Source organism: Altericroceibacterium indicum, from assembly GCF_009828105.1.
Classification (GTDB): domain Bacteria; phylum Pseudomonadota; class Alphaproteobacteria; order Sphingomonadales; family Sphingomonadaceae; genus Altericroceibacterium; species Altericroceibacterium indicum.
On record NZ_WTYQ01000005.1, the window covers coordinates 19361 to 33035 of the forward strand.

Genomic DNA, 13675 nt, shown 5'->3' on the forward strand with positions numbered 1-13675 from the left:
CGGAATGGCTTTGAACTAGGAAAGCTCGTAGTGCAGCCGCACACATCCTTTGTCGAGCGTCTTTGCGCTGATCAGCTTCGGGGTTGATCTGAAGCCAGTCGGCGGGAAAAGAGAGCGACCACCGCCAAGCAGCTCGGGGATGATGTAGATCTCAATTTCGTCGAGCGCGCCACGTTCCATGAACGCCATCTGCAGCAACCCCCCGCCCAGCATCCAGATATCGCCATCATCGAGCCTTCGAAGCTCGGCAATTAGATCGTCAACATTGTCTCTGGTCTCAAGTGTGCCTTTGGGATTTTCGATGGGCCGTGAGGTTACAACGATGACCCGTTGCTCGCGGTAAGCCCAAGGTGCTGGATCTTTCGCGATGAAGTCGTAGGTGCCGCGACCCATGACGATCGTGCGAATGCCCTTCACGAAGAGGCGGTAGTCATGCTCGCCTAAGTCCATTCCGTCGTATTCGAACAGCCAGTCGAGTTTGTCGTTCTCGTCTGCGATGAAGCCGTCCAGACTGGTTGCTATGTACCCAACAATCTTCGCCATCAAAGCCTCCTTGATTTATAAATGAATGTACGTTTATATTTAGCAATGACCAGACGCAAGACAATCCCCGATGAACAGGTTCTCGACGCCTTGTTCGAGCTAATGATGAAGACAGGACCCGATGGTTTGACCTTTGCGCGTGCGGCGAAGGCTTCAGGCTTGTCTGCGGCGACACTGGTGCAACGCTACGGCAACCGTGAGCGCCTGGTTGAGGCGACCCTCCTGCAGGCGTGGGACCGGTTGGATGCCGAGACGAAGGCTGCAGACCTCGAAGAGGATCTATCGCCTGAGGGAGCCATCAAGCTTCTACTCCGGTTGATGTCTCCCGACACGGCCGAGCGTGATGCCACCGATGGGCTTCTTCTGCTTCGAGAAGACATACGGAACCCGAGACTTCGCGAGAGGGGCGCAGCGTGGGGACGCGCGTTGGTCTCAGCACTGGGGCGACGACTGTCTTCAGACCCCCAGGAAGCGAATACTCTGGGCTGGCAGATGGTCGCTCTCTGGCAGGGAACGCACACCTGGTGGGCGTTCGATCAGACGGTGGCCGCAGATCGTGCGATTCGGCAGGCTCTGGAGGCTTGGCTGAAACGACGTTGACAACCGGCACCGGAAGACACATTCAACGGAAGCGGCGTTTTGCTCAAGCTGCCCGAGAGCGGCAGGCCTCGGAAAGCAGATGCGGCAACATTAGCGACGAGAAAGCGCCTTCCAAGCGGCCGTTTGGTCTCGGGTATGGCATTCCCAAAACCGGTCATCCGCTTATAGCGTAGACATAGTTCTCATGTTCACCCGGTGCGGCGCGCCAACTGCCACTGAATTTGCTGTTATTGCGAACGCCGCCGGTTGCCGCACCAATTTGCCGTAAATGGCGCAGGTTTAGTAGTAAGGTCGCTCGTCGCCGACACCACGATATGTCCACGGTCGGGAACGGTCTTGCTGATGCGTCCCGATTTCGTTTCAGGACCCGCGCCGATGCGGGCAGGCCTCAGGTTTCCGTTCAGAATTGCACGACATTGTCCTGGAGCAGGAGGCCGGCTTTGAACCAGACCTTGGCCCCGTCCGGGCCGACCGTTGCATTCAGGCGATGCCCGGCTGGAAGGCGCAACCAAGACTGATATCCGAATGCGTCGTACCCGTTGGAGAAGCTGCCTCCCAGAATGAGCATTTCAAGACCGTCCGGGTTGTCCAGTTGAAGATGAGCACCCGGCTCCCACTCCTCAAGGCGGACCTGTTCATGGCCGTTGTCAAAGATGACCGTCGAGACGCATACTCCGGGGGATAAATTGGTTTGCTCACCTTCTCCGGGACGCTGAACAATGCGTTGCTGATCATCCTGTCGGAACTGCCATAGCTTGACGAAGATGGTGCAGCCGTTTTGGGACCCCGGCGCATGGCCGCTTCCTGGTGGATTACGGATGTAGGAACCCGCCGGAAAGTCACCCGTCTCGTCCTTGAAGATCCCCTCTAGGACGAAGATCTCCTCACCGCCGGGGTGAGCATGATGAGGAAAACGGCTGTCCGGCGCATAGCGCACGATTGATGTCGCACGCGCCTTTTCGTCACCAATGCGGAATAGCATACGCCGGTCTACACCTTTGGTGGGGCTGGCAACCCAGTCCTGCTTTGCGGCATGAACCACAGCTGGAACAGTTATATCGTCGTTCAGGAGCATTGTCATATCTCCCCAAGGCCGCCATCGACGGCAATTTCGGCACCAAGCATGTAACTGGACTTGTCGCCCGCAAGAAAGGCTACAGCTGCTGCGATCTCTTCGGGCTTGCCCATACGCCCTGCGGGCACTCTTGCCCCAAGTTTCTCTGCATAAACTCTGAACTCCTCCTCAGTCTGGCCCGGCGCGCGGTGAATCGGCGTGTCAATCGGGCCGGGGCTGACCGCGTTGACGCGAATCTTGCGGTCGACCAGTTCAGCGGCCAGCACCCGTGTGAACGAACGAACGGCAGCTTTGGATGCCGACAGCGCCGCACGGCCCGGTGTGCCGACCTGTCCCAGCCAGGACGTGTTGAGGATGACCGAGCCACCATCCGCCATGATTGGTAGAACAGACTGGACGGTAAAAAACACGCCCTTGACGTTGATGTCCATCAACCGGTTGTAACTTTCCTCGTCGGTTGTGTCGATCGGGGTGCCGTAAGCCACCCCGGCATTGGCGAAGAGGATGTCAAGCTTGCCGAAGGTGGTACCCACGGTCTTTGCCATCGCCTTCAGGTCGGCGATCGAGCGCACATCGGCGCGGATTGCCAGTGTATCATTGCCAATTTCCTGACGCGCGGCCTCCAGCTTGTCCGCATCTGTACCTGTAATTGCGACACGGGCACCCTCGGCGCGAAGGTTTTTTGCCGTAGCAAGGCCGATCCCGCTGTTGCCACCGGTGATCAGTGCGGTTTTTCCATTCAGCATGTCATGGTCTCCCTTGTATCAACGAGCCGTGTCCTGATTTCAGCGACAGCGCGCTCGGCTGCATCGACAGCGCCAGCGAGATAACCGGGCTCGCGTGCGCTGGTTTCGCTGCCGCCAAGCGACAGCCGCTTGGACCAGGCACCCGTTACCCAGGACATCCTGCCTGGTGTCGGATGGGCACCGCCGACACGATCAGCTTCCGTTGCCGTCAGCGGATCGGCTGCCCAATCCTTGAACAAGGTCGCACGCGGCCGTGCCGCTTCCGGCCCAAACAATCGCCCGAGTTGAGCAAAGCAGGCGTGCACAAGCGCATCTTCGCCGATGGAACTGCGCTGATCGGCATTGACGCCGATAAAACCGAACAACGCGGCTGCACCCGAGGCTGTTGTGGCATCATGAATTTCGACAAGCGGCCCTAACACGCTTTGCGCCGTGCCCGAGAGCCCCTCGTTGCGCCAGAACGGTTGATCATAGAGTGCCAAGAATTTCGCATGGGGTGCCATCCATGTCGCGGTGCCTTGCCAAAGTGACGCTGTTGATTGCTCTACCGGCGGATCGAATGCTATGGTTCGCGCCAGAAGCCGTGGGGGCAGCGCAAGGATCAGATGATCGGCGATCAGCTCTTTAGTTAAGGCATCTGCTCCAGCAATGGTCAGGGCCACGCCATCGTCCAGGAGTGTCAAGTTGGTCACGGTCGCGCCGAGATGAAGCCTCTCTGGCGGTAGTGTTGTGGCGAGCGCTTTTACCAATGCGCCTGTCCCTCCGGAAAACCGCATGGAAGCGGGTTCTTGCCGCATCGATTGGAAGCGGTGGATAGGCTCCTTCGACATACGTTCGAACAGGACGTCGCCCGCGCTGTGCTGCGGGAAAGCAGCGAGCCCAAGCTCGCGGGCCAGAGCGCCCATGGCTGGCTGCATATCGGGCCAGAACCAGGAGGGGCCTAGATCGAAGCCGTCAGCAGAGGGCACGCCGGCGCTATCGAGCGAGAGAATGCGTCCGCCAAGTCGATCCCTCGCTTCCAGCAGCTGGAAGTCGATTCCGGCGGTATGAAGCAAGCGCGCGGCATAGAGACCCGCGAGCCCACCTCCAACAATGGCGACAATGGTGCGCATGAGCGCCTCCTTAAAAGATCGGGCCGGTTTGAGGCCTCCCTGTTCGCATAACTGCTGCCGGACCGGCCAGACCGATCCGGCAGCGAGAGGCGGTGTTATGCCTGGGCCAGCGCGTCGATGGTGTCGAAGACACGCGCGGTATAGGTGAGCGCCGCACCCGCATTCAGCGCAACTGCGACGCCGAGCGCTTCGGCGATCTCTTCGTGTGAGGCACCCAGTTCGACAGCCTTCTTTGCGTGGATTGATATGCAGCCATCACACCGGGTTGTCACGGCAACGGCCAGAGCGATCAGCTCGTGCATCTTCGGTTCGAGCTTACCGGTCTTGGTGGCGCTGCCTTCGATGGTGTTCAAGCCGCGAAGTACGTCGGGGCTTAACTTGGCGAAGACACCGACTTGGCCGAGGAGGGCTTCACGATAGGCATTCCAGTCCTGCATGTGGTTCATGGTTCTGCTCCTTGTTCGGTTTAGTGGTGACCGGCGGTGACGCCGCCATCGACGGGAAGGATGGCACCGGTGATCCACGATGCCTGCTCGGAGGCGAGGAAAAGGATCGCCTCGGCCACATCCTGCGGCTGGCCGTTACGACCGAGCGGATGAAAGGCGTCGAAGGTCGGGAGAACTTCCTTGACCTGATCGTCAGACATGAAGGTGTTGTATACCGGGGTCTCGACAACGGCGGGGGCTACTGCGTTGATGCGGATTTTGTATGGCGCGAGCTCAATGGCGAGGTTGCGCACCATTGCATGGACACCAGCATTGGCGGCGGAGTAAGCAGCAGACGGCGTGGCTCCAATGGCCTGGATGGCCCACATGGATCCGGTCTGTACGATTACGCCGCCGGTGTCCTTCATCGCCTTGGCGGCAGCTTGGGCTGTAAAGAATTTTCCCTTCAGAATGGTGTCGAGATACCAGTCGTAGTCTTTCTCGGTCAGATCCAGAAAGGGCTTGGGATTGAATACGCCTGCATTGTTAACGAGTACATCGAGCTTTCCGAAAGTCGAAACGGCTGCATCCACCAGAGCAGCACCGGTTTCCGGATCGGAGATATCACCTGCCAGTACGATAACCTTTTGCCCGCTGGGGTCGATGTCGCGCGCCGCAGATGCGAGCTTGTCGAGATTGCGACCGTTGATGGCGACACGGGCACCCTCGGCAACAAAACGTGCCGCAGTTTCTTTACCAATGCCTGAGCCGCCTCCGGTAATGGCAACGACTTTTCCATTAAATCTGTTCATTGCGATATCCTTACCTAATGATAGATAGATTAGTCGTCGTCATTTACAGCTTGCTAAATGCGATTTCAAGACCTATCTACCAATTGATAGGTATTTTATTTTCTGGAAGGATGGACCAAGTGAGTGACACGGTGGACGCGATCATGGATGCCGCGGAGCGTCGTATCAGGGTGGCAGGCTATAGCGGTTTCAGTTTCAGGGAGATTGCTGCGGATGTTGGTGTCAAAAGTGCCAGCATTCATTATCATTTCCCCACCAAGAGCGCGTTGGCGGCGGCGGTTGCGCATCGTTACAATGCGCGCGTTGTCAAGGCCGCAGACGATGCCATTGCTGCCGGACAGGATGTCATTAATGCCTGGAAGTCCGTCTTTCGCAGCGCGCTTGATGATGGTGCGAAAATGTGCCTGTGTGGCTCACTCGGAGCCACCGTTGGCGATCTGACGCCGGATGTAGCGCATGAGGTGCGGCAATTCTTCAATGCTGTTATCGCAAGCTTGATTGCTGGTGGGCTTTCTGATGAGCGCGCGCTCCATGTTCTATCGGCCCTTGAAGGTGCCATTCTGATTGCCAGCGCACAGGGCGATCCGGCGATTTTCGATCGCGCCACCTCGGATCTCGGCTGATGCACTTACGCGCCCATAGAAGTGAGGGAGTGAAAATTGTTGCGATTTCAGCGAATTTTGCTCCGCTTTCGGCGTAATTTTTAGAGGGCTGTAGCGTAGACATAGTTATCATCTTCACCCGGCGCGGCGCACCAAAATCTCCAATAAAATCAGTATTATATGGACCTTTCAATCTTCCGCTTTGCACATTGGTCGTCGCCAAAATTCACCAGCTTTGGTGTTTCCACCTCCATAAGCCCTTCGATTTCCGCCAGAAACGATCCGTTCGTTTCTCACCACACGAAATTGAGTGTGAGGGGAAAGCCTTCCCCTGACCGGTAGCCCATAGGTCTCCCGCTACCCCTTCTGCGGGGACACCCCGCAACGCCCCGCTCGGCCCCCCGCGCCGATGGGTAAATCCGCATTCGCGGATTTGTGTCTTTCCGTAAGCGTTGAGATCGGGCCAGGTCATTCGCCGTCCCGATCGCGCGTGTTTGCGGCTCTCCCCGTCGGTGCCCTACTGTCTTCTTCTCCGCCATCGCTCTCGCCGCCACTGCATGGTGAATAATGTAGGGTATTCTCCACAGCATTCGCCGTGCCCACGACCAAAAATCCCAATGACCCCGCGACTGCTGCTGCGGCTGACCAGGAGAGACAAGGGTGAAATTCTCCCATGCCAATTTGGAAGGGAAGCGCTTCGCTATGAACTGCTATTGACGCTATATTCCTATTTGTGCATATACGAATTATGACTCAGGACGCTGTTCTTTTCCAAGCCCTTTCTGACCCAATCCGTATCCGGATTCTCTATCTTCTGCAGGAGATGGAGTTATCAGTTGGAGAGCTTGCTCATACGCTTGCGCAGGGGCAGCCGACGATTTCCAAACATCTGAAGGCGCTGATTGACTGCGGCTTGGTTTCTCGGCGTAAGGAGGGGAACTGGGTTTTCCTGCGTCTCGGAGACGCTTCGCTTGTTGACCCGCTTTTTATCCTACTGAGCCGATGGGCGAACGTGCATGGGCACAATCCCTGGCTTGCCGCGGACGCGGCCCGGCTCACGGCGATCAACGCTGAACGCTCTGCTCAGGCAGCAGCCTATTTCGAAGCCCATGCAGCTGAGTGGGATCGGCTTCGCGCGCTCCATGTCGCAACCGAGGATGTCGACAAGGCAACCCTCCGGGCGATCGGGGAGCATCAACTGGGCGAAGTTGTCGATATCGGGACGGGAACGGGGACGATGATCCATCTGCTTGCGGACCGGGCTGATTACATAATCGGAATCGACCGCTCGCCCGAAATGCTACGTTTCGGGCGAGCGAAGCTGTTGCAGAAGGATGTCACCAACGCCGAACTGCGTCAGGGTGACATGAATGCTCTGGAACTTCCTGCCGGGTCTGCGGACACGGTTATCCTGCATCAGGTATTGCATTATGCGAATAGGCCGGCGGCTGTGATCGCGGAGGCGGCACGTATTCTCAAACCTAAAGGGAAGATGATCGTCGTCGACGTCGCACCGCATGATAGGGAAGAGTTGCGCCGCGAACATGCGCATGCCCGGCTCGGATTTGACGATCAGGAAGTTCTCGCATTCATGGCTTCTGCCGATCTGAACGGCAATGTGGTCGAGCATCTCTCCGGCGGCCCACTGACTGTTACTATTTGGTCGGCAGAGCCCCGGTCAGCCCGATTGCGGGCCGTATAACCATGCCTCTCCAGCCAAACACCTGTCAGCGCGCCTCCCAGACATCAGGATACCCGGCCATGACCGATAGCGCCTTTACCTTTTCCATAAAGACAACGGCTTTCGATGAGAATTATCGACCAGCTGAAAATACACGTGTTACGACCAATTTCGCTAATCTGGCGAGGGGGGAATGCCGCAAGGAGAATTTGCGCAATACCTTGCGGATGATCGACAATCGCTTCAACTCGCTGGCAGATTGGGACAATCCGACAGGGGAGCGTTATTCGGTCGAACTCAAGATCATCTCAGTGGAGATGAACATTGGTGCAGCGGGCAAAAACGACTCTTTTCCGCTGATCGAGATGCTTCAGACGCGTATTTTCGACGGCAAGAACAAGGGGTATATTGACGGGATCGTTGGCAATAACTTTTCTTCTTATGTCCGCGATTATGACTTTAGTGTCCTTTTGCAGAAACACTTTAAGAACCACCCGAATTCTTGCGTGCCGGAAGGTTTTGGTGATCTGCACGGAAACCTGTTCAAGCTCTTCCTAGATTCTGATGCCTATCGGGATAATTTCAGAAAACGACCTGTGATCTGTTTGAGTGTTTCGAGCAGTAAGACCTATTATCGTACCGGAAATGAACACCCTCTATTGGGGATTGAATACCGGAATGATGATGTCTCATCGACAGATCAGTATTTTGCCAAAATGGGAATGAAAACCCGCTATTTCATGCCGCGAAATAGCGTCGCCCCACTGGCCTTTTACCATATCGATGATTTGCTTAGCGATTACACCAATCTTGAACTGGCCAGCACCATCAGCACGATGGAAACTTTCCAGAAGATTTACCGGCCGGAGATATACAACGCTAATTCGGCAGCAGCGGAGCAGTATAAGCCTAGCCTCAACTATCATGATTATTCGCTTACTCGCATTGTCTATGATCGCGAAGAGCGCAGCAGATTGGCAATCGAGCAAGGGAAGTTTGCTGAAGAACACTTCATCAAACCATATCAGGCCATTCTTGATCAGTGGTCTGCAAGTTGCGCAGTCTGATAAGTCGATCTCACGAGGTTCTTCTACATGAAAACTCTGTTGCCCACTTCGACCGCGGGCAGTTTGCCCAAGCCTTCATGGCTCGCACAACCTGAGACGCTCTGGTCGCCGTGGAAACTGAAAGATCAGGAATTGACCGAGGGCAAGCAGGATGCCTTGCGTTTGTCTCTTTATGATCAGCTGCAGGCGGGCATCGATATCGTCAGCGATGGCGAGCAAACGCGCCAACATTTTGTGACGACGTTCATCGAGCAGCTCAGTGGGGTTGATTTCGAGAAACGCGAAACCGTTCGAATACGTGATCGCTATGATGCGAGTGTTCCGAGTGTGGTGAGCGATGTTGATCGTCCGCAGTCGGTATTTGTTGAGGACGCCAAGTTTCTGCGCCAGCAGACCGATAAGCCGATCAAATGGGCGCTGCCTGGCCCTATGACGATGGTCGATACGCTATATGATGACCATTATCGGAGCCGTGAAAAGCTCGCCTGGGAGTTTGCCCGGATTCTCAATGAGGAAGCCAGAGAGCTGGAGGCGGCAGGCGTCAATATTATCCAGTTCGATGAGCCGGCATTCAACGTCTTTTTTGATGAGGTGAATGATTGGGGCATCGCTGCGCTGGAAAGGGCGGCTGAAGGACTCAACTGCGAAACAGCCGTCCACATTTGCTATGGCTATGGCATCAAGGCCAATACCGATTGGAAGAAGACACTGGGATCGGAATGGAAGCAATATGAGCGTGCTTTCCCGAAGCTGCAGTCATCAAGCATCGATATCATCTCGCTTGAATGTCACAATTCCCGCGTTCCAATGGAACTGATCGAACTCATCCGAGGGAAAAAGGTAATGGTTGGCGCCATTGATGTGGCAAGCGACACTATCGAGACTCCGGAGGCAGTAGCCGATACGCTCCGGATGGCACTCCAATTTGTTGATGCTGAAAAGCTCTACCCTTCGACTAATTGCGGAATGGCGCCCCTGTCCCGGCGAGTGGCAAGAGGCAAGCTGAATGCTCTGTCCTCTGGCGCGCAGATTATCCGCAAAGAGCTCTTCGGCTGACGGATTGCTTGCGGAAGCAACCGGCCAGTTGGCATTCGAACCGGGGAGGGAGAAAGTGATCGGGGCGCAGCTTACCTCCGATTAAACCAGATCCGTCCTGCCGGGTGCCCAATAGGCTTTGGCAATGATCCGATGTGCCGGTACGTCCCATAGTTTCAATCTTTGCCGGAGGCGCTGGACTGTCGAGGTTTTGCCCGTCAGAACGAAAGTGGTAGCGATTGAAACACATCCGGTCAGGGCTGCTTCCATTTCGTCAAGATGCGCATCGCTGCTGCGTCGGCGCACCAGCGTTGCATTACAGAGCCCAATTTGAGTCATAACCTTTTCGCAGCCAGCCACCTTGTCCACTTCAAACTGACATGTCACTGGCCGCTCTGGATATTGGTAGGTCAACGCATAGGCCAGTCCCATCGATGTCTCGTCACCGAACAAGGCCAGTGGACTGGCAGTGTCACTGACATCCAGAGACGCACACGGCCCGAACAGGTAGCATTCATCACCAGTCGAGAGTGTCCGCAGCCAATTGCTTCCCGGCCCGTCGCCATGCGCATATCCGAGAATGCAGAACCGCCCGGCTTTGGTGTTCCATTCGATCGGCGTGTAGGTCCGGGTAACAGAGGGTGATCCCGTTGCGATCTGGATCTTCTGCCCGGCTGTCCACCTGACACCTTTGAGCGCCGCACTCTCAAGCGTCAGAAGCCGGAAGCCAGCGCCCATATCTTCGCAGGCAACAACGACTGCGCCGATGTTGGTCTGACCGATTGTCAGGCCAGCGGCATCCCAATCGGCCATTATGCTGGCCATACATGCAGCATCAGCGGCATGTGCGTCCTGATGCAGCTTCCCCAAAAATTTAGCAGCGGCTCCGGTGGGCAATATCGTCATCTCTGTATCCTTGCCTGTTCGAGGATCTTCATTTGCCAATGCCGGTCGATCCGCGCTTGCGTAAGATCGTTGACACCATGATGGCGAACCCCGCCGACCGTGGAACACTGGATAGTTGGGCCAAGCAAGCCGGCATGAGCGATCGCACACTCGGGCGGCTTATTACGCAGGAGACTGGTATGAGTTTCGGGCGGTGGCGTCAGCAGCTTTCAGTCGTGTTGGCCGTGAAATGGCTGGCTGGTGGGGTATCGATCCAGCAAGCTGCGGCGGATCTGGGATATGAGAGCGTACCGAGCTTCGTGACGATGTTTCGCAAGGCGCTTGGTATGTCGCCAGGCCGATATATGGCCGAACGACAATTCTCCTCAAAAGCTACCAGCGCCGAACCGCAGGACAGAGGTTAGCCCAAAGTCGTCATGACTGCGGGCTTTTAGATCGGACTTTCAACCGGCCGGTCATTCTGAAACCGTCGCGCATATTGAGGCTGAGAAGAAGCAGGTTGACCGCTCCTGCAATCAGTTCGAGCGCCTGCACGAGATAGAATGCCGTATCGAACTCTCCCGCCTTAGCCTTCGAGGCCAGGAAGAGTGCGGATGGGATCAGGATGAGCAATCCGTTGGCTGCGATCATAGGCATGCGCTTCAGTTTGGTGGCGGCCAGTCCCTTTGTCCGCCCCCTTGCCAGCGAAAAGCCTGTGCCACCAGCGGCAGCAAGAGCGGGAATGAGCAGCAGGAAGCCCCAAGGGATCGCAGTTTTGACAGTCACGACCGCCGCCTTTGAGCCGATTAGCTCGCTGAGCGTCGTCGAAAGCCAGAAGGCCGCGATCGTCAGGAGCGCAATCACGCCCGCTACGGGATGGATCAGCTTTTTCATGGTCACACGTTTTCGTTTGCGATAATGTACCCATGAAGCATAAATGACATTATGATGTCAAGATGGTAGATAGGTGTCATATGGCAAGTCCGCTTGAACAGTCAAAAGCCGAAAGGTTGACCGAACTGATCCTGACCATGTTTCGAACCAACAATGCGACGCTTGCATGGGGTGACAGGGTCGTGTCACCGCTCGGCCTTACGAGTGCTCGTTGGCAGATTCTGGGGGCAATCGCTCAGGCCGACCGGCATCAGCCGGTAGCATGGTTGGCGCGTGATCTTGGAGCCAATCGGCAGAATGTGCAGCGGATCGTCAACGACCTGCAGAAAGAAGGGCTGGTTTCTTTCGAGCCTAACCCGCACCATAAACGGGCGCAGCTTGTTGTCCTGACTGGCAAGGGAAAACAGACGTATGAGGCCGCGATCAGCCTCTATAATCCGCTTGTGGAGGCATTGGCGGAGGGCCTGCCTGTTGAGGATGTTCGCGCAGCACAACGTGTTCTGTCAGCGCTCCATGCGAAGCTCGAAACACTCGTTGATGAATAGCGTGATTGCATGTCCGGCTTGGTCTTAAGGGATATCGTGACGGCGTAGATAAAGCGGCTTGTAACAAGCGCTACTGCGTTGACAGATGTCTACTATGCTCGATTGAGCTGTTCTTGAAGCTGTCGCCAATGCGAAACAATATTACGTAATAAGGGGTGAACTCAAAGGACGCCAATAAGCATGATTCGGCTCCCCGACCGTTTTATTTATCTTGCTGGCACCGAATTGTGGGAGCGCTTTGCTCTCCACGGCATTAAGTCACTCCTGACATTGTATCTTGTGCACCAGATCCTCGACAGGTCAGCACCGGACGTCTGGGGTTTGGCGAAGCTGCGAGATGGGCTTGAAGGGCTTTGGGGACCCCTAAGTGCCAGTGCTTTTGCCTCTCAAATCTATGGTTTCTATGCCGCTTTGACCTACTTGGTCCTGCCATTGGGAGGGGCTATAGGAGATGGGCGATTGGGCCGCCGTGCGGCAGTCATTCTGGGCGCGTGCTGTATCGCTCTTGGTGGCGCTTGTTTGACAGATCAGGCGCTGCTTTTGCCTGCTCTTATAGCCCTGATCCTTGGGAGCGGCCTGTTAAAGGCAAACCTCGCTGCGCAGGTTGGAGAGTTGTTCCAGACGGATGATACCCGCCGCGGAAAAGCCTTCGCGGCCTATCTTGCATTTTTAAACATTGGTGTCGTGCTTGGGCCGTTGGTGTGTGGTTGGCTGGCCCAGTCCTGCGGCTGGCGATATGCCTTTGCAGTTGCCGGGCTGGGCATGATGCTGGGCTTGGCAACCTATCTGCGTGTATCGGGGACCACCGGCACTGAACCTACACGCGAACGCACGGATATTGCATCTGGTGATGTGCCATCGCTGACATATGTGGCCTTGGTCATCTTCATCGTCGTGCTGTGCTTTTGTGCCTATGAGCAGGTGACGAATTTGTTTCTGGTCTGGATATCGAACAATATCCGGCTGGACGTTGGTGGGTTTCATGTCCCTCCAGCATGGTTCGCAGCAGCGGATGGTGTCTTTACAATCGCAATGGTGATGGTGACGACACGGATGGGCTGTTTCACAAGGTGGAGTGAGGCTGACCGGCTGGCACTTGGGTCCCTTGCACTGGTTTGCGGTTATGGCGGCCTGTCCATAGCCACTTGGCTAGAGTTGAGTTCCATTGCGGTACCATTGGCCGTGCTAGCTGTTTTGGACCTTGGTATCGTTTTGGTATGGCCTGCTGGCCTGGCGATTGTAACGGCTGCTGCTCCCAAAGGGCGGGCCGGGGCCACGGTTGGCATTTTCTATCTTCATGGCTTCTTTGCTAATCTGGTGGTCGGTACGATGGGCGTGTTTTACGACCGTATGGCGATTCCGTTGTTCTGGGCGCTGCATGCTGGAATCGCCGTGATTGGCCTGATGCTCGCGCTGCTTATCTGCGTGCCGATCAAGAGATCGGTACAAGCACGATAGGAATTCCCGCAAGTTTCACGCTCTCACTATAAGAGATGTTGATATTCTGATGGGTTTGTGCCCGAAAAATCCTATTATTCTAAAAATTCCTCCAAAAATTTCTCATTGTCGCAAAAAGTTCACAGGCCGGGATTAGGGGCAGTGCCGAGGGCAGCCACGGGGCCTGCGGGACCCAGCCAGCTCAGCAATAAGAAT

General features: G+C 56.0%; 16 protein-coding genes. 8 read left to right on the forward strand and 8 right to left on the reverse strand.

Annotated features, from left to right (window positions below; all coding sequences use genetic code 11):
• Positions 1–15: 15 nt before the first annotated feature.
• A complete protein-coding gene (locus GRI39_RS12280; RefSeq protein ID WP_160740031.1) occupies positions 16–543 on the reverse strand; it encodes a dihydrofolate reductase family protein in 528 nt (175 codons plus the stop codon).
• 21 nt (positions 544–564) lie between these two features.
• Between GRI39_RS12280 and GRI39_RS12285 the strand changes: the two genes are divergently transcribed.
• Positions 565–1143, forward strand: a complete 579-nt coding sequence (locus tag GRI39_RS12285; RefSeq protein ID WP_211371596.1) for a TetR/AcrR family transcriptional regulator — start codon at positions 565–567, stop codon at positions 1141–1143.
• A 400-nt stretch (positions 1144–1543) separates the two neighbouring features.
• On the opposite strand, the gene GRI39_RS12290 is transcribed toward GRI39_RS12285, so the two are convergent.
• The 5 genes from GRI39_RS12290 to GRI39_RS12310 all read right to left on the reverse strand — a co-directional run bounded on the left by GRI39_RS12290 (position 1544) and on the right by GRI39_RS12310 (position 5313).
• A complete protein-coding gene (locus GRI39_RS12290) occupies positions 1544–2218 on the reverse strand; it encodes a cupin domain-containing protein (RefSeq protein WP_160740032.1) in 675 nt (224 codons plus the stop codon).
• 2 nt (positions 2219–2220) lie between these two features.
• Positions 2221–2964 (reverse strand): SDR family oxidoreductase, encoded by a 744-nt coding sequence (locus tag GRI39_RS12295; RefSeq protein ID WP_160740033.1) that lies wholly within the window; start codon positions 2962–2964, stop codon positions 2221–2223.
• Complete coding sequence (locus tag GRI39_RS12300; RefSeq protein ID WP_160740034.1) at positions 2958–4076, reverse strand: flavin monoamine oxidase family protein; 1119 nt, start codon at positions 4074–4076, stop codon at positions 2958–2960. The genes GRI39_RS12295 and GRI39_RS12300 overlap by 7 nt, the downstream gene beginning before the upstream one ends.
• Positions 4077–4171: 95 nt before the next feature.
• The gene (locus GRI39_RS12305; RefSeq protein ID WP_211371597.1) at positions 4172–4522 is read right to left on the reverse strand and encodes a carboxymuconolactone decarboxylase family protein; all 351 of its coding nucleotides are present in this window, start codon (positions 4520–4522) and stop codon (positions 4172–4174) included.
• A gap of 20 nt (positions 4523–4542) precedes the next feature.
• Positions 4543–5313 carry an SDR family NAD(P)-dependent oxidoreductase gene (locus tag GRI39_RS12310; protein WP_160740035.1) on the reverse strand — a complete coding sequence of 257 codons (771 nt, stop codon included), beginning with the start codon at positions 5311–5313 and terminating at the stop codon, positions 4543–4545.
• A 119-nt stretch (positions 5314–5432) separates the two neighbouring features.
• On the opposite strand from GRI39_RS12310, the gene GRI39_RS12315 reads away from it, so the two are divergent.
• From GRI39_RS12315 to GRI39_RS12330, 4 genes are all read left to right on the forward strand, one after another.
• The gene (locus GRI39_RS12315; protein ID WP_160740036.1) at positions 5433–5936 is read left to right on the forward strand and encodes a TetR family transcriptional regulator; all 504 of its coding nucleotides are present in this window, start codon (positions 5433–5435) and stop codon (positions 5934–5936) included.
• Positions 5937–6663: 727 nt separating this feature from the next.
• A complete protein-coding gene (locus GRI39_RS12320) occupies positions 6664–7617 on the forward strand; it encodes an ArsR/SmtB family transcription factor (RefSeq protein WP_160740037.1) in 954 nt (317 codons plus the stop codon).
• A gap of 59 nt (positions 7618–7676) precedes the next feature.
• Positions 7677–8663 (forward strand): DUF1852 domain-containing protein, encoded by a 987-nt coding sequence (locus GRI39_RS12325; protein WP_160740038.1) that lies wholly within the window; start codon positions 7677–7679, stop codon positions 8661–8663.
• Positions 8664–8702: 39 nt separating this feature from the next.
• Positions 8703–9719, forward strand: coding sequence for a methionine synthase (locus GRI39_RS12330; protein ID WP_246205071.1), 1017 nt, complete (start codon positions 8703–8705; stop codon positions 9717–9719).
• 81 nt (positions 9720–9800) lie between these two features.
• Here the strand turns inward: GRI39_RS12330 and GRI39_RS12335 are convergent, their stop codons facing one another.
• Entirely contained in the window at positions 9801–10604 is an 804-nt protein-coding gene (locus GRI39_RS12335; RefSeq protein WP_160740040.1) for a siderophore-interacting protein, read from the reverse strand.
• Between the two features lie 38 nt (positions 10605–10642).
• Between GRI39_RS12335 and GRI39_RS12340 the strand changes: the two genes are divergently transcribed.
• The gene (locus tag GRI39_RS12340) at positions 10643–11008 is read left to right on the forward strand and encodes a helix-turn-helix domain-containing protein (RefSeq protein WP_211371598.1); all 366 of its coding nucleotides are present in this window, start codon (positions 10643–10645) and stop codon (positions 11006–11008) included.
• Positions 11009–11018: 10 nt separating this feature from the next.
• Here GRI39_RS12340 and GRI39_RS12345 read toward each other — a convergent pair whose 3' ends face one another.
• Entirely contained in the window at positions 11019–11477 is a 459-nt protein-coding gene (locus GRI39_RS12345; protein ID WP_160740041.1) for a hypothetical protein, read from the reverse strand.
• An 80-nt stretch (positions 11478–11557) separates the two neighbouring features.
• Between GRI39_RS12345 and GRI39_RS12350 the strand changes: the two genes are divergently transcribed.
• Together GRI39_RS12350 and GRI39_RS12355 are read left to right on the forward strand one after the other, a co-directional pair.
• Complete coding sequence (locus tag GRI39_RS12350) at positions 11558–12022, forward strand: MarR family winged helix-turn-helix transcriptional regulator (RefSeq protein WP_160740042.1); 465 nt, start codon at positions 11558–11560, stop codon at positions 12020–12022.
• 180 nt (positions 12023–12202) lie between these two features.
• The gene (locus GRI39_RS12355; RefSeq protein WP_160740043.1) at positions 12203–13480 is read left to right on the forward strand and encodes an MFS transporter; all 1278 of its coding nucleotides are present in this window, start codon (positions 12203–12205) and stop codon (positions 13478–13480) included.
• The last annotated feature ends 195 nt before the right edge of the window (positions 13481–13675 follow it).

Coding starts and splice junctions, on each gene's coding strand:
- GRI39_RS12280 (WP_160740031.1), bottom strand. CDS start 543: ATGGCGAAGATTGTTGGGTACATAGCAACCAGTCTGGACGGCTTCATC.
- GRI39_RS12285 (WP_211371596.1), top strand. CDS start 565: ATGAATGTACGTTTATATTTAGCAATGACCAGACGCAAGACAATCCCC.
- GRI39_RS12290 (WP_160740032.1), bottom strand. CDS start 2,218: ATGCTCCTGAACGACGATATAACTGTTCCAGCTGTGGTTCATGCCGCA.
- GRI39_RS12295 (WP_160740033.1), bottom strand. CDS start 2,964: ATGCTGAATGGAAAAACCGCACTGATCACCGGTGGCAACAGCGGGATC.
- GRI39_RS12300 (WP_160740034.1), bottom strand. CDS start 4,076: ATGCGCACCATTGTCGCCATTGTTGGAGGTGGGCTCGCGGGTCTCTAT.
- GRI39_RS12305 (WP_211371597.1), bottom strand. CDS start 4,522: ATGAACCACATGCAGGACTGGAATGCCTATCGTGAAGCCCTCCTCGGC.
- GRI39_RS12310 (WP_160740035.1), bottom strand. CDS start 5,313: ATGAACAGATTTAATGGAAAAGTCGTTGCCATTACCGGAGGCGGCTCA.
- GRI39_RS12320 (WP_160740037.1), top strand. CDS start 6,664: ATGACTCAGGACGCTGTTCTTTTCCAAGCCCTTTCTGACCCAATCCGT.
- GRI39_RS12325 (WP_160740038.1), top strand. CDS start 7,677: ATGACCGATAGCGCCTTTACCTTTTCCATAAAGACAACGGCTTTCGAT.
- GRI39_RS12335 (WP_160740040.1), bottom strand. CDS start 10,604: ATGACGATATTGCCCACCGGAGCCGCTGCTAAATTTTTGGGGAAGCTG.
- GRI39_RS12340 (WP_211371598.1), top strand. CDS start 10,643: ATGCCGGTCGATCCGCGCTTGCGTAAGATCGTTGACACCATGATGGCG.
- GRI39_RS12345 (WP_160740041.1), bottom strand. CDS start 11,477: ATGAAAAAGCTGATCCATCCCGTAGCGGGCGTGATTGCGCTCCTGACG.
- GRI39_RS12350 (WP_160740042.1), top strand. CDS start 11,558: ATGGCAAGTCCGCTTGAACAGTCAAAAGCCGAAAGGTTGACCGAACTG.
- GRI39_RS12355 (WP_160740043.1), top strand. CDS start 12,203: ATGATTCGGCTCCCCGACCGTTTTATTTATCTTGCTGGCACCGAATTG.